Below are 19316 nucleotides of genomic sequence, written 5' to 3'. Positions count from 1 at the left end.
CCGATTGTACCGACGTTGACGTGTGGCTTGTTACGTTCAAACTTGGCCTTTGCCATGGGTATTTCCTCTTTTTTTGGGGTTCAAGACTTAACTCATATAAATATGATTATTAAGACGATTTTGACCACATTAAGATAATTGTTAAAAGGTTGCACATACTAATGTGCAGATATTATAAGAAAATCGCGGCCAATAACAAGTCTTTTAACAAGTTATTGGCGTATTCTTTAGTGACAATACACAGACGTACTCTATATTGTCACTTTCAGTAAGTTTTATTTACTCGTCATCATCTTTAGAGTTGAACTTAGAGATGATTTCAGCAGCAACTGATTTTGGAATTTCAGCGTACTTTTGGAATTCCATTGAGTAAGTTGCACGGCCTTGTGACATAGAGCGCATTTGAGTGGCATAACCAAACATTTCCGCTAATGGTACTTCAGCACGAATCTGTTTAGTACCGCCAGGTAGATCTTCCATACCCTGTACCAAACCACGACGACGGTTAAGATCGCCCATGATATCACCCATGTAGTCTTCAGGTGTTTCAACTTCTACTTTCATTACTGGCTCAAGTAGCGCTGGATCAGCTGCTAAGAAACCTTTTCTGAAGGCCATAGAACCAGCCATCTTAAATGACAATTCATCAGAGTCAACGTCATGATAAGAACCATCATACAAGGTCGCTTTTACGCCAACTACTGGGTAGCCTGCAAGTACGCCGTTTTTCATGCGCTCTTGGATACCCTTGTCAACAGCACCGTGGAATTCTTTTGGTACAGTACCACCAACAACTTCTTCAGCGAATTCATACTCAGTGTCGCCAGCTGGATCAAGTGGCTCAAGACGTAACCAAACGTGACCAAACTTACCACGACCACCTGTTTGACGTACGAATTTGCCTTCTTGTTCAACAGTGTTACGAATCGTCTCACGATAAGCAACCTGAGGTGCACCGATGTTTGCTTCAACGTTGAATTCACGCTTCATACGGTCAACAAGAATCTCTAGATGTAGCTCACCCATACCACTGATGATCGTCTGACCAGATTCTTCGTCAGTGTGTACACGGAACGATGGATCTTCTTTTGCCAAACGGCCAAGAGCGATTGACATTTTTTCTTGGTCAGCTTTGGTCTTTGGCTCAACAGCTAGAGAGATAACTGGATCTGGGAATTCCATACGCTCAAGAGTGATCACGTTGTCTTCATCACATAGCGTATCACCAGTAGTCACATCTTTCATGCCGACTAGAGCTGCGATATCACCAGTACGAATCTCTGCAAGCTCTTCTTGAGAGTTTGCCATCATCTGTACGATACGGCCAACACGCTCGCGCTTCATCTTAACTGGGTTATAAACACTGCTACCCTGCTTCATTACACCAGAATAAACACGTACGAAGGTTAAGTTACCAACGAATTTGTCATTCATAATTTTGAACGCTAGTGCTGAGAAAGGTGCTTCATCTGATGCTTCACGGCTGCCTTCGCTTTCGTCTTTGTCATCAAGAATACCTTTAATAGCAGGTACGTCGATTGGTGCAGGTAGATACTGAATAACGGCATCTAGCATCTTCTGTACACCTTTGTTCTTAAAGGCAGTACCACAAAGAAGCGGGATGATTTCGTTATCGATAGTTAACTGACGAATAGCACCGTGAATTTGTTCTACAGTCAATTCACCGTTTTCTAGGTATTCGTTCATCAACTCTTCGTTTGCTTCAGCAGCGCTTTCTACAAGGTGCTCGCGGTATTCTGCTGCTTTTTCTTGTAGTTCAGTTGGGATTTCGCGCTCATCATACTGCATACCTTGAGACGCTTCGTCCCAATAGATAGCTTTCATGGTTACTAGATCAACAACGCCTTCGAAGTCATCTTCTTTACCGATTGGGATAACCAATGGTACAGGGTTACCACCCAAACGAGTTTTGATCTGTTCGATAACACGATAGAAATCAGCACCAACACGATCCATTTTGTTTACAAATGCAAGACGTGGTACTTTATATTTGTTCGCCTGACGCCATACGGTCTCAGACTGTGGCTGAACGCCGCCTACTGCACAGTAAACCATGCAAGCGCCATCAAGTACACGCATAGAACGTTCAACTTCGATCGTGAAGTCAACGTGACCTGGGGTATCGATGATGTTGATACGGTGTTCGTCAAACTGTTTAGCCATACCTGACCAAAAACAAGTTGTTGCCGCTGAGGTAATAGTAATACCACGCTCTTGTTCTTGCTCCATCCAGTCCATAGTGGCTGCGCCATCATGTACTTCGCCAATTTTGTGGCTAACACCGGTATAGAATAAAACACGCTCTGTAGTGGTTGTCTTACCAGCATCGATGTGCGCTGAGATACCAATATTGCGATAGCGTTTTAGGGGAGTTTTACGAGCCATAGTGTTTTCCTAGGAAAAGTCGTGTATATAATAATGTATTGTGTCTCTACCTCATACTCTATGACAAAGCGTTCAGCTTCGTAATATTACTTACTGATTATTGAGCCTAATACGGACAAAAAAAGAGCAAATACTAAGAATAGTGCGGCATCAAATTTGGGATGCTCTCCAGCAAAAACTGTATTTGTTAAGAGAGACATCTGGATAGATGTCCGCCACCTCAGTCATCAATAAATAACATTTATATATGACCGAATGATGATGGCGGCAATCAATAGAATAAACAACAATGTAAGATTAAATGGCATGAGCCTCTAATCTCAAGCTACTATTAAAAAGTAGCTTAGAAACGGTAATGAGAGAATGCTTTGTTAGCATCTGCCATGCGGTGAACTTCGTCACGCTTTTTCATAGCAGCGCCTTTGCCATCAGCAGCATCATTCAATTCGCCAGCTAAACGCAAAGCCATTGATTTTTCAGAACGCTTAGCAGCAGCTTCAGCTAACCAACGCATAGCCAATGCAGTACGACGGGAGGGGCGTACTTCCATTGGTACTTGATAGGTTGCACCGCCAACGCGGCGAGCTTTTACTTCTACCATTGGGCGTACATTTTCTAGCACTTCTTCGAAGAAAGATACTGGATCTTCAACTTTACGCTTCTCACTTACTGTCTCAAGTGCACCGTAAACGATACGCTCAGCAGTAGATTTTTTACCATCACTCATTACATGGTTGATGAATTTTGCAACAGTTTGGCTACCAAACTTAGGATCCGGTAGGATCTCACGGGCAGCAACGACGCGACGTCTTGGCATAATAAATTTCCTTATCTTCAGGAGTGTCTAACATTCACAACATCGACTACTTATCATTAGGATATAGCAGTGAGTTATCAGTTAGCCTTACTGCATGGTGGTATGTTTTAAGAGCAAATCACAGATATATATTTATATAAAAGCGATATTACTACTGACACCAAACCCATGCACAGTTATTGGGTAGTGCAAAAAGCTTAGTTAATAACGTTTAGTTATTAAACTTTAGGCTTCTTAGCACCGTACTTAGAGCGACCTTGCTTACGGTCTTTAACGCCTGCGCAATCTAATGCACCGCGAACAGTGTGATAACGTACACCTGGTAGATCTTTTACACGACCACCACGGATTAGAACAACACTGTGCTCTTGTAGGTTATGACCTTCGCCGCCGATGTAGCTTGATACTTCATAGCCTGAAGTCAAACGTACACGACATACTTTACGCATGGCAGAGTTAGGTTTTTTTGGCGTGGTAGTATATACACGAGTACATACACCGCGACGTTGTGGGCACGCTTCCAACGCAGGAACTTTTGACTTTTCCTTGATGGTTTTGCGACCTTTACGAATCAATTGGTTAGTTGTTGCCATAAGGCATCCTTCTCCCGTTTGGTATAAAACAAAAAAATGGGCCAATGCACCATCTATCTGACAATAATTGCAGATTTCGGGGCACCCATTTTTAGGACAGTGTATTATAAAGAGTTGTTGCTGCTATTTCAACCACTTATGAATGGTTTCGCTTTACAACATTTGATAGATATGCATTCAGCCTCTCATTGTATCACTTTATAGATTTTTCGCCGAAAAATAGCGTAAGAAATAAAGTAAACAAAGTGAGCTCAAGCATCATTAAGAAAAGATGTTTAACATTGAAATGGTACTTGATAGTAACTAAGTGGTGGTATTTATCCTAATTTTCAAGTCGTGTTGCTCAATCAAACTAAGATAAATACCATTGCGCTTATAAAGCTATAACCCCACTAGCAAATAATATATCTATTACTTGGCTTTTTTATCAGACGTTTGCTTGTCTGAGTCTTTTTTACTGCTAGTTCCTTCTTTACTAGTTTCTTCTTCATCAGTAACTTTTTCTGAATCACTGCTTTCTTCTTTGCGCTCTGTGTCTTTTTTCGCCTCATCAGTATCAGCTTTTTCTACTTTAGCCTCACTGCTACTGTCATCAGTAATAGCACGATTGGCCAGTTTTGCCTCTGGTGCAAAGGTCGCTTGAGCAACGCCAATAACTTCGTCGATCAATTGGCTGTTATAGTGCATGCCGATCGCTACTGCGGTGACAGGAATAAAACGACGAACCCATGATAAGTTGATCTGATCTAAATCCACACCTACCTGACTGGCGACTTTGTCTATTTGCGCAGCATAGAAATTTACATTTTTATTTTTTAGACCGAGATTTTTAAGTTCACTATGTAATCCGTTGCTTTGAGCATTATCGAGCAAACCTTTACCGATACCTAGACCAGCTAGTAGCGCTTGTTTTTCTTGCATTTTGCTCAAATCAGCGTTTGATAGTAGTTCGTACGCCATCTTGACGCCTTGCTTACCTGTCAGCGGCTTATTATATACAGCAGCAATCTGATAAACCGTACGTAATGAAACCAGTAATAGCCATAATGTATCAGCGAGCAGACCTGGTAGACCTGCTAAACCTGTCAAACCACCCATCATTGCAAGCGCGCGGTTTTGATTAGCAATATCAGTAGCTAGCGCATAACGCTCTTCGTCATCTAAAGTAGCAATATTGGCAAAGCGATGTTCATTAGGTAAGTCGAGTTGACTCCAGTTGGCAGCGAGGTTAGCCACTTGGGCAAATGCACCATCAACTGTCGATTGAAAAAAGCTATTCGGCACGACTTTTTTGGCATATTTACCATAAGTAGCGAAGCGTGGTCCTAAAAGTTGCTGCGTAGCCTTTAATGTTTGCTCACGAAACAAATCTTGTTGGTAGTCTTCATCGCCTAGGTCTACGGCTTTATATTGACGCGGTTTGCCTGTTTTGGCATTTACGCTGTCAATCATAGCCCCTACGCGCTCTAGGTTGTTTCGAGTAAAAGAGCCAATGATATTGATGCTTTTAGAAAGAGTACTACGCTTTGCCATCGTGATGTCCTTAATATGATGAGTTGGTTTTTAATATAGTTGTATTTTAATATGATAGTTAATTATTAATAATAATGAATCTATTATTTTAGCCAGTTATCGTAACTGGTGTCAGTGCGAACAATGTTATTAGAATCACAAATTTTGTATCTAAAGTATAATTCCGTCCATAGCCAGTAGCTAGGCTTACTTGTCACTTTTTCACTCAGTATTGGGTCATAAGCGCTATTTTGTCGTTATTTTGCACTTGCGCAAAGATTTCGAAAGCTTGATACGTTATCATGTGCCATAATTCACAGTACACTTGTACTTTATTTACAGATTACCATTTATAGATCATCGATTTTGCTATGATTTATATAATGGCGATAAAGTACGACGGCACTTAACATCGATTGATATAACCAATATTTGGTTAATAGTACCAATATTTAAAAACGATTATTGAAAGCAATTCTGAAGGATTGTTACTCATAAGGAATAGAATATGCGTCGCGTAGTTATTACTGGAGCAGGGATTGTCTCTTGTATCGGACATGATTTAGACACTGTCACCTCTGCCCTCAAAGAAGGTCAGTCTGGCATTACATTTAACGATTCTTATGCTGAACACGAGTTTAAATCACACGTGAGCGGTAGCATCAATCAATCAGAACTTGATACCAGTGGTATCGATCGTAAGCTTAAACGATTCTTTAGTGACGCCAGTCTCTATGCTTATGTTAGTGCGCTAAATGCGATTGAGCACTCAGGACTATCACTTGATACTATTAATAACAACCCACGAGTGGGTGTGGTGGCAAGCTCGGGCGGCGCATCAACAGAAAATATCGTCAATGCTATCGATGCTATGCGCGAAAAAGGTTTACGCGGTGTCGGCGCAATGGCCGTACCAAAAACAATGGGCAGCTCGGTATCAGCCGCTTTAGCAACTGGTCTAAAAATCCAAGGCGTCTCCTACTCGCTCGCCTCTGCTTGCGCGACTTCAACACACTGTATCGGTCATGCTGCTGAGCTTATCCAACTGGGTAAAGCGGATGTGATATTGGCTGGTGGTAGTGAAGCTGAGCATTGGACGCAGTCTTGTATGTTTGATGCAATGGGCGCAGTTAGTACTCAGTATAACGACACACCAAAACTTGCCTCAAGAGCCTATGACAAAGACCGTGACGGTTTTGTGATTGCTGCTGGTGGCGCGATGGTGGTTGTAGAGAGTCTGGAACATGCTCAAGCACGCGGTGCCAATATTTTGGCTGAAATTGTTGGCTATGGTGCCAGCTCTGATGGTGCAGAAATGGTTGCGCCAAGTGGTGAAGGTGCTGTTCGCTGTATGCAACAAGCCTTGGCCGAAGCGGGTCTAGAAAGTGTTGATTACATCAATAGTCATGGTACTAGTACACCACTGGGCGATATTACTGAGCTTAAAGCGATTGCTAAAGTATTTGATAATGACGTCAGTAAAGTACCTGCTATCAGCTCAACCAAATCAATGACAGGCCATAGCTTGGGTGCTGTTGGTGCACAAGAGCTGATTTACTGTCTGCTAATGCTACAGGACGGCTTTATCGCTCCAAGTATCAATGTTGATAACTTAGATCCTGCTGCTGAAGGTTTCGATATCGTCACCGAAATGCGTGAAGCAAATCTTGAAACCTTGATGAGTAATAGCTTTGGCTTTGGTGGTACTAACGCTACGCTAATTATCAAAAAGTTTGACGCTTAACCCATGCTTGTATCAAATCACAATACAACTGAGCAGACAGATTCTGCGCCATCGCCAGCTAGCAAACCTAGCTGGCGTTTTGGTGATTTGTCTGCTGCAGAGCTGATGCCGCAGCTACAGCGTCACTTGCTCGACCAAGATATTAAAGCAAACTGGCAACTTGTTTGGCTTAATAACGATGGTCGACCAGTAATCGGCTTACTCCCAAAATTCAGCTGGTCTGTATATCCCAATGATGAGCAAGCTTCTAGTGACTTACCCAATATTTATAAGGTGATTAAAAGTTGCCGTGGCAATGGCGTGCGTCGCGATACTGATGTAAATAGCGATAATAATAGCTATGCTAGCACGACATCTTATATGAGCTATCTAGAGTGGCAAGAAGAGCTAATCGCTTATAGTAACGCTCAAGAAGTTAATCACGACACCTCATATATCAATAACGAAGAAAGCCCAAAATCCAGTTATCATCATGGGCTAATCGGTTTTATTGGTTATGATATTGCAGCTCTCGAACTAAGTCCTGCCGATAGGATTGAATTGGCAATGCAGCCGTGTGCTTCGTTGGCACATTATGATATTTATCTAACACCTACGGCACATGCTGATACAGGTTGGGCGTTAAAGACTCATCTAACCAATGCTGACGTTTCTGAGAATATCTTTTATAAGACAAACGATAATTTTATAACGACTCTTACCTCTTACCTAGACGAACTGGATCGAAAACTGTCTGATAAATATCTCAATCAATCACAGTTCGAAGATTCATCAAGTATCACTTCCCTAGTTTTAAGTCCGCGATGGAGCAAGCTTGAATATCAACAAGCATTTAGTCGCACACAAGACTATCTACAGCAAGGCGACTGCTATCAGATAAATCTGACACAGAAATGGTCTGGCAGTTTAGCGTGTAAAAATAACGATGTTCAATCAGCCTTTTCGCTTATTGACTATTTGCCTGCGCTATATCGCAATACAAAAGCGCCTTTTGCAGGATATGTGAGCGTTAAGGGCAATGATGGTGATTACCTAAATAGAAGCAACAGCTTTAACGCAGACAGCAATCATTTTGAATTGTTAAGCTGCTCACCTGAGTTATTTTTTACATTCACTAGAGAAAAAGACACTGGCAAACACTCTATTCGTACTAAGCCTATCAAGGGAACCATGCCGCGAGGTACGACTAACGAGCAAGATGAACTGTATAAGCAGCAACTGGTCAATAGCGAAAAAGACCGTGCCGAAAATGTCATGATTGTAGATTTACTGCGTAATGATTTGGGTAAATACGCCAAAATTGGCAGTGTGAAAGTACCGCAATTATTTGCGATTGAGAGCTTTAGCAACGTGCATCATATGGTGAGTACTATTACCGCTGAGCTAAAAACTGATACTCATCCATTAGCTGTATTGTTTGGTAGTCTGCCTGCTGGTTCTATCACTGGCACACCAAAAAAACGCGCTGTCGAAATCATCGCTGAACTGGAATCTACGCCACGCGGTGCTTATTGTGGCACTATGGGTTATATGAACTTTGATGGTAGTGGTCAATGGAACGTTTTGATTCGTACACTGCAAGCCAATGCTTCGTCCAATAATATCCTTAATAAAGAAAGACACGTTAATCTATGGGCAGGTGGTGGTATTACGGTCGCGTCTGATTGTGATGCTGAATACCAAGAATGCTTAGATAAAGTAGGTAATTTATTATCAGTCTTGGCTCAGAATATGTAGCCTGCTAAAGTGAAATGTCATTACTAATTTAGAATTAAAAAAGCCTGCCAACGTTACGTTAGCAGGCTTTTTTTGAGACTTATCGATAGTGTTTTACGTGATGAGTAAAGAGACGCACCTATCAATATTCTATATTAAGCTATCAATATAATATTATTCAGCAGCAACGCTAGCATCGACTTGCAAGGCTTTTAGCGCATCAATCAAACGGTTGTTCTGCTCTGCCGTACCGATAGTAATACGCAAGTACTCTGCAATACGCGGCTTATCAAAATGACGAACGATAATCCCCTGCTCGCGTAACGCAATCGCAACAGCACTTGCATCGCCATCTTTTGGACGAGCAAATACGAAGTTGGCATGCGACGGCAGGACCTTATAGCCCAATGTCGTCAACTCTGCTGTTAGCGACGTACGTAAATCAATGACTTGCTGACGGGTCTGCTCAAAATACTCAGTGTCTAACACACTCGCAGTTGCTCCAGCCTGAGCCAACTTATCCAATGGATAGCTGTTAAAGCTATTTTTCATCCGTGTCAGTGCTTCAATCAATGATGCATTGCCAAAGGCCATACCAACCCGCAATCCAGCAAGCGAGCGTGACTTTGAAAAGGTTTGGGTCACGATAACGTTATCACATTCATTGATTAAGCTCACCGCCGAGACTGGAGCATCTGCATTGCTTTCATCTATCTGAGCAAAATCGATATACGCCTCATCAATCACAATAACAGCATTAGAATGCTCACTCGCAAGTTTACGAATGTCAGCAAGTGACAGCAGTAAGCCTGTTGGTGCATTAGGATTAGCGATGATGATACCGCTACAAGGCTGACGATAAGCATCAGGGTCAATGCTGAAGTCTTCCTCTAGAGGAATCTGTACGAGCTCTACTCCAAACGTCTGCGCATATACAGGATAAAAACTATAACCAATATCAGGTGATAACAGCGGACGCTCTTTTAAAAAGAAGCTCGCAAATACTAACGCCAAGACTTCATCTGAACCATTACCAACGAATACTTGATTGATATCGAGGTTGTATGACTGTGCCAATGCAGCACGTAGGTCATTAGATTCAGGAGCAGGATACAAACGTAACTCATCAGCTTGCTGTTCCAAAACTTTGGCAATAGCCTCCCCTACTTTTGGCGAGGGTGGAAATGGGTTTTCATTGGTATTTAGTTTGCATAGATTGTCGTGTTGCGGCTGCTCACCTGGAATATAAGGTGACAAGTTGCGCGCTTTAGACGACCACAGTCTGGTGTCTATCTTTGACTCACTCATAAATTATCCTACTATTAGCCACAAAGACTATTAAAAATAAATATCAAAAGTAAAAGGTAAAAATTCAAAATCAATTACTGATAACGATAACGAGCTGAACGCGCATGGGCTTCTAAGTCCTCACGCTGCGCTAAAATATCAGCTGTCTCAGCCAAAGGTTTACTGCCAGATTCACTACAATAAATGATGGATGATTTCTTTTGAAAATCGTAAACACCTAACGGCGAAGAAAAGCGCGCAGTGCCTGATGTTGGCAGTACATGGTTCGGCCCTGCACAGTAATCCCCAATAGCTTCAGGCGTATGACGACCCATAAAGATAGCGCCGGCATGACGAATATCATTCAATAGTGCGTCAGGATTATCAACAGATAACTCTAAATGCTCAGGAGCAATACGATTGATAAGCGCCATACCTTCGTTACGATCTTTTACCAAAATCAGTGCACCGCGGTTCTGCAATGAGTCACGCGCGATATCTGCTTTTGGCAGCTCAGCTAGAGCTTTTTCTATCTCAAGTGCTACTTCGTTGAGCTGCTCTTCGCTAGTCGTCACAAAGATAGCTTGTGCAATACGATCATGCTCAGCTTGAGACAATAGATCCATCGCTAGCCAGTCTGCTCTATCTTGTGCTTCGCCTTCTGCATATACCAATACTTCTGAAGGTCCAGCAATCATATCGATACCAACTTGACCAAATACCGCGCGTTTGGCTGCTGCGACATATTTGTTGCCTGGTCCTGTAATTTTGTCCACGGCTGGAATCGTCTCAGTGCCGTAAGCTAAAGCTGCTACTGCTTGAGCGCCACCAATAGTGAAGACGCGATCGACTTGGGCCAGATGAGCCGCTGCCAATACTAACGAATTGAGCACGCCTTTAGGCGCTGGTACGACCATGATGACTTCAGTGACGCCAGCCACCTTAGCAGGAATAGCATTCATCAACACCGAAGAAGGATAAGATGCCAGACCGCCTGGTACATAAATCCCAACGCGATCAAGTGGCGTGACTTTTTGACCCAATCGGTTGCCTAGCTCATCCTCATACTGCCATGTTTCTTGTACTTGGCGCTCATGGAATGTCTGTACCCGAGTCGCTGCTGTGGTCAACGCTATCTTTACTTTTTTATCAAGATTGGCAAACGCTTCAGCAAGCGCTTCTTTAGACAGCTCTAACTCTTGCATCGACGTTGCTGGATGCTGGTCAAACTGCTGAGTCAATGCCAATACGACGCTATCACCATCAGCACGTACTTGGGCGATGATATCGTCGACGGTATGTAGTAGTTCAGCATCATTGACTGTTTCAAAGGCAAGCAACTGTGTCAATTGACTATCAAAATCGGCATCTTGGGTACTTAACTGGCGCATGACCTAATCCTATATCTGAGCGTAAAGTAGTGCTAAAAATGAACGGTTTGGAACTGAGTAAAGTAGGTTTATCTTTCAAAATATTGCGACTTATTCGATGTCTTCTTGTCTGAATTTTACGGTGATTTTATGTTTTCGCAAGCTAAGACAACAAAACCAGTTTAGCACGCTACGTCACTCATAGCCTGCTAAACTGGTTTAAAAATTTGTATAACCATGCTTTATATTACCAATGACTTGCACTGGATAATTAGCTATTGGCGATACTATTTTTAAAGCTATCTAAGATTGGTTCTAGTAGTGCAAATTTGCGCTTATAACTCACTTGATTGACAATCAGACGTGAGGAAACATCACAAATATGATCACGTGCTTCAAGTCCATTAGCACGTAGCGTGTTACCTGTATCGACCACATCGACAATCAAATCACCTAAGCCGACCAATGGCGCAAGCTCCATCGAACCGTAAAGTTTGATGACATCAACCTGCTGACCTTGGCTTGCAAAATAAGCACGAGCGACATTGACATATTTGGTCGCGATACGCAGGCGACGATTTGGCAGCGGTGCATCTTTCACACCCGCAGTCATCAATTTGCACTGAGCAATCTGCAAATCGAGCAATTCATAAACATGATTGGCACCATGCTCAAGCAGCACATCTTTACCTGCCACCCCAAAGTCAGCAGCGCCGTGTTCAACATAGGTCGGCACGTCACTGGCACGCAAAATCAATACACGCACATTTGGATTTGAGGTTGGAAAAATAAGTTTACGTGACGCTTCAGGATCTTCTAAAAGATCAACGCCAGCTGCACGTAGCAGTGGCATGGTTTCTTCTAGAATGCGGCCTTTTGATAAAGCCAAGGTTAGACCTGAAAACTCATCGTTTACTTCGTTTAATAAACCGCTGGCTGGTAAAGATTTGTTTGTCTCAGTCATAATGACATCGTGTCCATGTACAGTCCCCTATTGAAAGGGGAATTTTTAATTTATAACGTAATATGGGTAACAGTCGATATTGAGTCAATCAATATTAAGCGTTGGTATTAATACGCTCGATGTTCACGCCTAAGCTACGCAGCTTGTCTTCAACATGCTCATAACCACGGTCAATGTGGTAAATACGGTCAATTAAGCTCTCGCCTTCAGCAGTCGCCGCTGCCATTACCAATGACATAGACGCGCGTAAATCTGTCGCCATGACTGGGGCTGCAGTAAAGTTTTCCACACCTCGTACTACCGCAGTGTGACCATCAACCTGAATAGACGCGCCCAAACGATTGAGCTCTGGTACATGCATATAGCGGTTTTCGAAAATATTTTCAATAAAAGTACTCGTACCGTCCGCTAAGCAAGCAATCGCCATTAGCTGAGCTTGCATATCCGTTGGGAAACCAGGATGTGGCTGAGTACGGATATCAACTGCCTTCGGACGGCCTTTCATTTGCGCACGAATCCAGTCATCACCGCTCGTGATAGTTGCACCCATGTCTTCGAACTTCTCTAGCACTGGCGTCAATAATAGAGCAGATGTTTTTTTGGTCAATACATCGCCACGTGTCATCAAGGCACCAGCAAGGTATGAGCCTGTTTCGATACGGTCAGGGACTACTGAGTACTCACAGCCGTGTAGACGCTCTACCCCTTCGATGGTCATCGTTGATGTACCGATACCGCTTATTTTGGCACCCATTGCAACCAACATATTGGCCAAATCTACCACTTCTGGCTCTAACGCACAGTTGCCTAAGACAGTTGTGCCTTTAGCCAATGCTGCTGCCATGATGACGTTTTCAGTACCGCCAACGGTAATCATATCAAATGAGAAATTACAGCCTAATAGCTTGCCACCTTTTGGCGCTTGGGCTTTTACATAGCCATTCTCTACACTGATTTCGGCACCCATCGCTTCAAACGCTTTTAGATGCTGGTCAACAGGGCGTGAACCAATCGCACAACCACCTGGCAATGAGACTTCAGCTTCGCCAAAACGTGCCAGTAACGGCCCTAGCACCAAGATTGACGCGCGCATGGTTTTTACTAAATCATACGGGGCATAAAAATTATCGATACTTTTGGTATCGCAAGTGACCGTATCATCTTGCTTTTGGATTTTGATACCCATGCCACCGATCAATTCAATCAACGTTCGCACGTCTTGTAGTGACGGCACGTTATGCAGTGTCGTTGGAGTCTCAGCCAATATCATAGCTGCGAGTAACGGCAAAGCGGCATTTTTGGCGCCTGAGATGGTGACTTCCCCTGCGATACGACTACTACCAGTGATTAAAAATTGATCCATAAAGGTGACAACCTAGCGATGAGTATAAAAAATTGTGAAAACCAGAACTATAACTCTCAACCATGCATATGGCCGATTCGGTAATATCTAGTCATATAGACAGCTATTTGATTAGCCTTTTGATTGAACGTCCCACTCAGCAGGCGTCAGCGCTTGGATATTGAGTGCGTGAATATCGCCACTCGCAATCTTATCATTGACTAACGCATATACTGCTTGCTGACGCTGAACCGCGCGTTTGCCTTCAAAGCTGGCATCGACCACGCGTACGTCAAACTTATTACCTTGGTTGGCAGCTTGAATAAAAGCGTCTGGGAAGTGAGTCTGTAAAAATGCGATCAAATCGTCAGCGTTCATGCTCATAGAATGGTCTGCCTTAAAGTTTAGAATAGGGTATAGATTTAAAGTGATGACATTATAACAAGAGTTTGCATATCTTACAGTACTGTCTTACTCAAGTATGTTTAAGCATTAAGACAGTGCTATCAATTAAACAGTCAAAAGTCATCGATATGCATAGTAATAAGCTATTTGAGCGTTTTATCCAAGTACGTCAACACTTGCGCACGCACATCATTGACCCAGCGTAGCGGCGGTGCCATCGCACCAATACTGGTTGCGTGACTGGCCCCTTCGATTTCGCCCGTTTCAACGGTTACGCCTGCTTCTTTAAACGCTTCTGTCATTTTGATTGTATTCGTCACATGTACAATTTTGTCTTTTTCCGCCGTTAATAATAGATACGGCGGCTGCGCACCTTTAATCTGACGATCTGGCATCACCTCATCAGGTGTGGCATCGGGGCCAAACGCTGTTGCACTACTGAACTTGCGGAAATCATAGCTATAAGGACCCGCAATTCCGATAACGGCTGCAATATCTGTTGGCTTAATACCATAAGGCGCCAAAAAGTCTTCGTTGGCAACGGCTGCTACTGCATTAAACGCGCCAGCAGAATGACCCATCACTGCTAGGCGTGACGGATCTGCATGGAGACTGGTCGCATTTTCAATACTCCAAGCAATTGCCTGAGCTGCATCTTTGACATAATCAGGATAGACGTGCTCAGGCGCTTTACGGTAATTAATCACTGCGGTGACATACCCTGCTTTGGCTAAGCTCTGACCGACAAAGGCGTATTGTTCTTTATTGCCGCTCTCCCATGAACCACCATGGACAAATACCACCATAGGATAGCTAGTGTTAATAGCACTTTGAGATTTCATTGCTTGTGCTAGCGGTTTTGGATAATAGATATCTAAGTCTTGTGAAGGCTGATCACCGTATAAGATATCCTTACTCACCCCAACGCCACCACTAGAAGTAATGCCATTGACGATAGCTAACGGTGATAGTGCCTGTGCGTTTTGTGTGGCTAACGCGATACTACCCAATGCCAATATTGCCGCACCACCAAATTTCAACGTTCGTGTTTTCTTATGAGAAGGCTTGTTATGTACTCCTACATTACCAATGACGCTTGTTTCTTCATTTGGTTGTATATTTGCCTGTGAATCCTTCATGACCAGTATCCTATTATATTTATTTATCAATCAGTAGTAACAGACTCACAGCGATAATGGTTCATCCATTAGCCAATGATGTGTTTGATATTAGTATCGTTGGCTAATGCGCTGACTCTGCTACGTTTTACTATTGATATAGTACTCACTGGCTGAAAATTTCTCGTGCCTTTACTGTTATCACTATTTAGGCTTATTGTGATTAACGTCATTTATCGCTTAGTGAACTAGAGTGCCTACTGATTCTGATAAAGGTCGATATAAGGGCTTGAAGACGACTGCGTAGTAGTGGCCTCTTCTTCCGTTATGACGATAGGCGTTGCCGTACTGATAGTAGTATCTTGGGCAGCTGGCGCTACTGCAGGATTGGCCAAATTATTCTCATACATGATGTCATCATTATTTATTTTGACACCTCTATCGTCGACGACAGTTGTCAGCAATACCAACTCGGTGACCCCAACAGTGCCATTGGCGATATCAATCAAATGGCTCTGCTGAGTGGGTGTCATACGGCCCATAATATAGACCACACCATTATTGGTAACGGCTTTAATTTGTGACGCACTCACACCATCGCTAGCGGCTATTTTCGCCAGTAGTTTTGAAGTGATATAACCATCATGAACTGTTGAGCTATACCCTTTTGACGCACTGACTTCCATCTCATTATAAACACGGCGTACATCTGGCATAGAGCTAACGACTTTTTCTACTTCTGCTTTGAGCGTTCCAGTTGGTACTTCACCTGTAAGCAGTACTTCGCTATTGAAGCTATCGATACCCATACGGCTGGTTTGCTGCAGGTCTTCTTTTAGCCCGTATACATTGATTTTGGCAGTATGTTCAATACTACGATCGAGCAGACGCTGCGGAATCGTGCGCTCAGTCATTGGCACGCCGTAAGTCCCTTCTGTACTGTTGGTCAGATAGTTGGTGGCACAACCTGTACTGACAACGCAGGCAGCAATCATAATGCCAGCCGTAATACGGCGTGATGAACCAAAAATAGCAGTGCGCAAATGCATCCGTGTCATTATTTACCTCTTAGAACATGGTTGTGACAATTTTATAAATTGAACAAATCTTAATCTAGGCCGTGTTTTTATTTTGGAGAAAACACGCTCTAGTAGTGACGAGCTAAACGTAGCTGTAGGCTAATACTGTATCTAATTTATAGGAACTTGACTATAACCGCTACTTTACTTAATTTTGGCCATCAGCGGTTAGCTTTTTAGTAACGAACCTTACTTGTCAGATATGGTTAGATGCTTCATTTGGCAGCATCTACCTTATTTGCTCTATCACCAAGCACTGGCTATAAAAGCATTTTGAATCCATTCTGGTTGATGGTCTAACTGCTCATTTCTTGAATTTGACTTACTCATCGTGTTGTAAGCAATGACATCAAACCGGCAATCATAATGAGCATACTCAGGATACTGCTGCAAAAAGGACTGCGCTGTCTTAATAACTTTACGCTGTTTGCTGGCTGTCACACTGAGTGCTGCATCGCCATAATTCGAGAACTTGCGCTGGCGAACTTCAACAAATACCAGTGTTGACCATGCTGAACCTGTCTCAATCATGACCAGATCTAACTCACCTACTTTTGGCTGTTGCCAATTTTGTGCGACTAACCTTAACCCTTGAGCTTGTAAATACTCACACGCCTGCTGCTCAAACCGACTACCTTGACGCTGTTTTGGTGAGGTTAAGATTAAAGGCTTATGGTTCGGCATAAGGTTGATTGGTCTGATTAACATTTGAGAATTATCATAGCACAACATGCTAAACTAGCCACTTCTGCGCATTCTACTCTCAAAATCTATTGGTTCCCTCACTCATTATTTGACTGAAAAACTATAGATAACGACTGTACCTATTAGCGAACTATTATTTTTTCACGTCTTTTTAACGACCCGAGGTTTTCATGTCTACCCCTACTGCGATGCCAGCTTGTCTCTATATCGTTGCCACGCCGATTGGTAATATGTCCGACATGACATCACACGCAATTGATGTCTTAAAGCAGGTCGCCATTATTGCCTGCGAAGACACCCGCACCTCAGGTAAACTACTGTCACATTTTGGCATCGATACCAAAGGCAGTAAGGCTGACGAGACAAAAGACTCAGAGACTCGTCCTGCCAAAAGTAGTATTGAAAATGATGACACGACGACAAAGCAAAAAGGTCACAATAAGCTATGGGCCTATCACGAGCATAATAGCGCCATTCAAACGCCTAAAATTATTGAAATGATTGAACAAGGTCATTCGGTTGCCTTGATTAGTGATGCGGGTACACCTCTGGTCAGCGATCCAGGTTATCAACTGGTACAAGCCGCGCATGAAGCTGGCGTGACCGTATCACCTATCGTTGGGGCTTCTGCTGCAATTGGCGCATTGTCAGTAGCAGGGCTACCATCTGATCGATTTAGCTTTATTGGGTTCTTGCCTGCCAAAACTCACGGTCGTCAAAAACAGCTGAGCGATCTAATCGCACGTACCGAAACTTTAATCTTTTATGAAGCGCCGCATCGTATCGTATCTAGTCTAGAAGACATGGCAACGATATTTGGTGCAGACCGCGCGGTGACTTTTTGCCGGGAATTAACTAAGACGTTTGAAACGGTTCATAAGAGCACCCTTAGCGAGTTGGTTGAGTTTGTCAAAGCAGATGACAATCAGCAACGCGGCGAGATAGTCGTGGTCGTCGCTGGCGTCGGTGTGGCAAAAGATACTGACGATATCAGTACGCATGATAAATTGCTACAGCGTTTGCTAGAGGATTTGTCAGTCAAAAAAGCAGCCGCACTGGCCTCTGATATCACTGGTGTAAAGAAAAATGCGCTTTATCAGCGTCTACTAGAGTTGCAAGCTGACTAGTTTTTAATAATAAAAAGATAACCATTTATAAATGAATTGAGGAGAGACAAGCAATGTACGATGTAATGGCAATAGGTAATGCGTTGGTGGATCACGAATATGTGCTGTCAGATGCGGCACTAGAAGAGACCGAGCTGACCAAAGGTAATATGACGCTGGCTGGTATTGAAGAGCAGCAGCAACTACTGGCTTACTTTAAACTGGCTGAGATTGAGCCATCAAAACAAGCAGGCGGCGGATCCGCAGCCAATACTATGTTTACCTTTGCCAGCTTAGGCGGTAAGCCTTTTTATGCTTGCCGCGTTGGTGATGATGATCAAGGGGCGTTTTATCTCAGAGACTTGCACGAAGCAGGTGTCGCGACCTCAGACAAATCTATCCATGCAGGCGGTGTGACCGGCTCATGTGTGGTTGCCGTTACCGAAGATGGTGAACGCACCATGCAGACCTATCTTGGTACTTCAAGTGAGATTGTCGCTGACAATGTTGATTTTGACGCATTGACGCAAGCAGATTGGCTATATATCGAAGGCTATCTAGCGATGTCTGAGAGCATCCAACCAGCAATGACTCAATTACGTCAACAAGCTGGCATTCATAATGCAAAAATCGCGGTGAGCTTTGCTGACCCTGCGGTAGTAAAATTTGCCAAAGATGGCTTGCTCAATATGCTCGGCAACAAAGTCGCAGTGATATTCTGTAATAGCGAAGAAGCCAAGCTATTCACCGATAAAAAACAAGTCAAAGCAGCAGCGCGTGCCCTGCTTGAATACTGCCAAATTGCCGTCGTCACTGATGGTGCCAACGGTGCAGTCATCGCCCACCAGCCTAATGACGAAGCAGAAATTGAAGTCCATGACGTTGCAACGCCAGTAGTGGCCGATGTCATTGACACCAATGGCGCAGGCGATAACTACGCTGGTGCTTTCTTATATGCGCTATCGCAGCAGTATAGTCTGCCAGAATGCGGTCGTCTTGCCAGCGAAATATCAGCACAAGTTATTCAGCAGTTTGGACCGCGTCTTGCCTCGCAGGATTATCGAGATATCGCGCAGCGTGTACTTTCTGCTTAATTGTTAAACACATCTGTTGGACACAAAACAAAAAGCCCATATCAAATCGATATGGGCT

At 43.3% G+C, this 19316-nt stretch carries 16 protein-coding genes; 4 read left to right on the top strand and 12 right to left on the bottom strand.

The window, feature by feature from the left end; genetic code table 11:
• Positions 1 to 279: 279 nt before the first annotated feature.
• The 4 genes from fusA to ACHEVO_RS13350 form a co-directional block, all read right to left on the bottom strand.
• Positions 280 to 2406: an elongation factor G gene (gene fusA / locus ACHEVO_RS13365; protein ID WP_057761733.1), complete on the bottom strand. Its 2127-nt coding sequence runs from the start codon at positions 2404 to 2406 to the stop codon at positions 280 to 282.
• A 343-nt stretch (positions 2407 to 2749) separates the two neighbouring features.
• Positions 2750 to 3223, bottom strand: coding sequence for a 30S ribosomal protein S7 (rpsG, locus tag ACHEVO_RS13360; protein ID WP_057761735.1), 474 nt, complete (start codon positions 3221 to 3223; stop codon positions 2750 to 2752).
• Positions 3224 to 3441: 218 nt separating this feature from the next.
• Positions 3442 to 3816, bottom strand: a complete 375-nt coding sequence (gene rpsL / locus ACHEVO_RS13355; RefSeq protein WP_011281154.1) for a 30S ribosomal protein S12 — start codon at positions 3814 to 3816, stop codon at positions 3442 to 3444.
• Between the two features lie 411 nt (positions 3817 to 4227).
• Positions 4228 to 5349: an EcsC family protein gene (locus ACHEVO_RS13350; protein ID WP_394125232.1), complete on the bottom strand. Its 1122-nt coding sequence runs from the start codon at positions 5347 to 5349 to the stop codon at positions 4228 to 4230.
• Positions 5350 to 5836: 487 nt separating this feature from the next.
• On the opposite strand from ACHEVO_RS13350, the gene ACHEVO_RS13345 reads away from it, so the two are divergent.
• Together ACHEVO_RS13345 and ACHEVO_RS13340 are read left to right on the top strand one after the other, a co-directional pair.
• Positions 5837 to 7072, top strand: coding sequence for a beta-ketoacyl-ACP synthase II (locus ACHEVO_RS13345; protein WP_394125231.1), 1236 nt, complete (start codon positions 5837 to 5839; stop codon positions 7070 to 7072).
• A gap of 3 nt (positions 7073 to 7075) precedes the next feature.
• The gene (locus tag ACHEVO_RS13340) at positions 7076 to 8809 is read left to right on the top strand and encodes an anthranilate synthase component I family protein (RefSeq protein ID WP_394125230.1); all 1734 of its coding nucleotides are present in this window, start codon (positions 7076 to 7078) and stop codon (positions 8807 to 8809) included.
• Between the two features lie 153 nt (positions 8810 to 8962).
• On the opposite strand, the gene hisC is transcribed toward ACHEVO_RS13340, so the two are convergent.
• From hisC to ACHEVO_RS13300, 8 genes are all read right to left on the bottom strand, one after another.
• Complete coding sequence (hisC, locus tag ACHEVO_RS13335; protein ID WP_394125229.1) at positions 8963 to 10096, bottom strand: histidinol-phosphate transaminase; 1134 nt, start codon at positions 10094 to 10096, stop codon at positions 8963 to 8965.
• A gap of 74 nt (positions 10097 to 10170) precedes the next feature.
• On the bottom strand, positions 10171 to 11466 hold the full coding sequence (gene hisD / locus ACHEVO_RS13330) for a histidinol dehydrogenase (protein ID WP_394125228.1): 1296 nt from the start codon (positions 11464 to 11466) through the stop codon (positions 10171 to 10173).
• Between the two features lie 250 nt (positions 11467 to 11716).
• Positions 11717 to 12409: an ATP phosphoribosyltransferase gene (gene hisG, locus ACHEVO_RS13325; protein ID WP_394125227.1), complete on the bottom strand. Its 693-nt coding sequence runs from the start codon at positions 12407 to 12409 to the stop codon at positions 11717 to 11719.
• 94 nt (positions 12410 to 12503) lie between these two features.
• Positions 12504 to 13772 (bottom strand): UDP-N-acetylglucosamine 1-carboxyvinyltransferase, encoded by a 1269-nt coding sequence (gene murA / locus ACHEVO_RS13320; protein WP_114701832.1) that lies wholly within the window; start codon positions 13770 to 13772, stop codon positions 12504 to 12506.
• A 111-nt stretch (positions 13773 to 13883) separates the two neighbouring features.
• Positions 13884 to 14129: a BolA family protein gene (locus ACHEVO_RS13315; protein WP_179799518.1), complete on the bottom strand. Its 246-nt coding sequence runs from the start codon at positions 14127 to 14129 to the stop codon at positions 13884 to 13886.
• A gap of 170 nt (positions 14130 to 14299) precedes the next feature.
• Entirely contained in the window at positions 14300 to 15295 is a 996-nt protein-coding gene (locus ACHEVO_RS13310) for an alpha/beta hydrolase (RefSeq protein ID WP_394125226.1), read from the bottom strand.
• Between the two features lie 236 nt (positions 15296 to 15531).
• Positions 15532 to 16332: a BON domain-containing protein gene (locus ACHEVO_RS13305; RefSeq protein ID WP_394125225.1), complete on the bottom strand. Its 801-nt coding sequence runs from the start codon at positions 16330 to 16332 to the stop codon at positions 15532 to 15534.
• Positions 16333 to 16599: 267 nt separating this feature from the next.
• Positions 16600 to 17085, bottom strand: a complete 486-nt coding sequence (locus ACHEVO_RS13300; RefSeq protein ID WP_394125224.1) for a YraN family protein — start codon at positions 17083 to 17085, stop codon at positions 16600 to 16602.
• A 143-nt stretch (positions 17086 to 17228) separates the two neighbouring features.
• Here ACHEVO_RS13300 and rsmI point away from each other — a divergent pair, with 143 nt between their 5' ends.
• Complete coding sequence (rsmI, locus tag ACHEVO_RS13295; RefSeq protein ID WP_394125223.1) at positions 17229 to 18185, top strand: 16S rRNA (cytidine(1402)-2'-O)-methyltransferase; 957 nt, start codon at positions 17229 to 17231, stop codon at positions 18183 to 18185.
• Positions 18186 to 18238: 53 nt separating this feature from the next.
• Entirely contained in the window at positions 18239 to 19258 is a 1020-nt protein-coding gene (locus ACHEVO_RS13290; protein ID WP_296210281.1) for an adenosine kinase, read from the top strand.
• The last annotated feature ends 58 nt before the right edge of the window (positions 19259 to 19316 follow it).

It is taken from the genome of Psychrobacter nivimaris (assembly GCF_043419765.1).
GTDB lineage: Bacteria > Pseudomonadota > Gammaproteobacteria > Pseudomonadales > Moraxellaceae > Psychrobacter.
The sequence above is the reverse complement of the archived record's forward strand: the minus strand, read 5'-3'. Positions and strand labels throughout refer to the sequence as shown.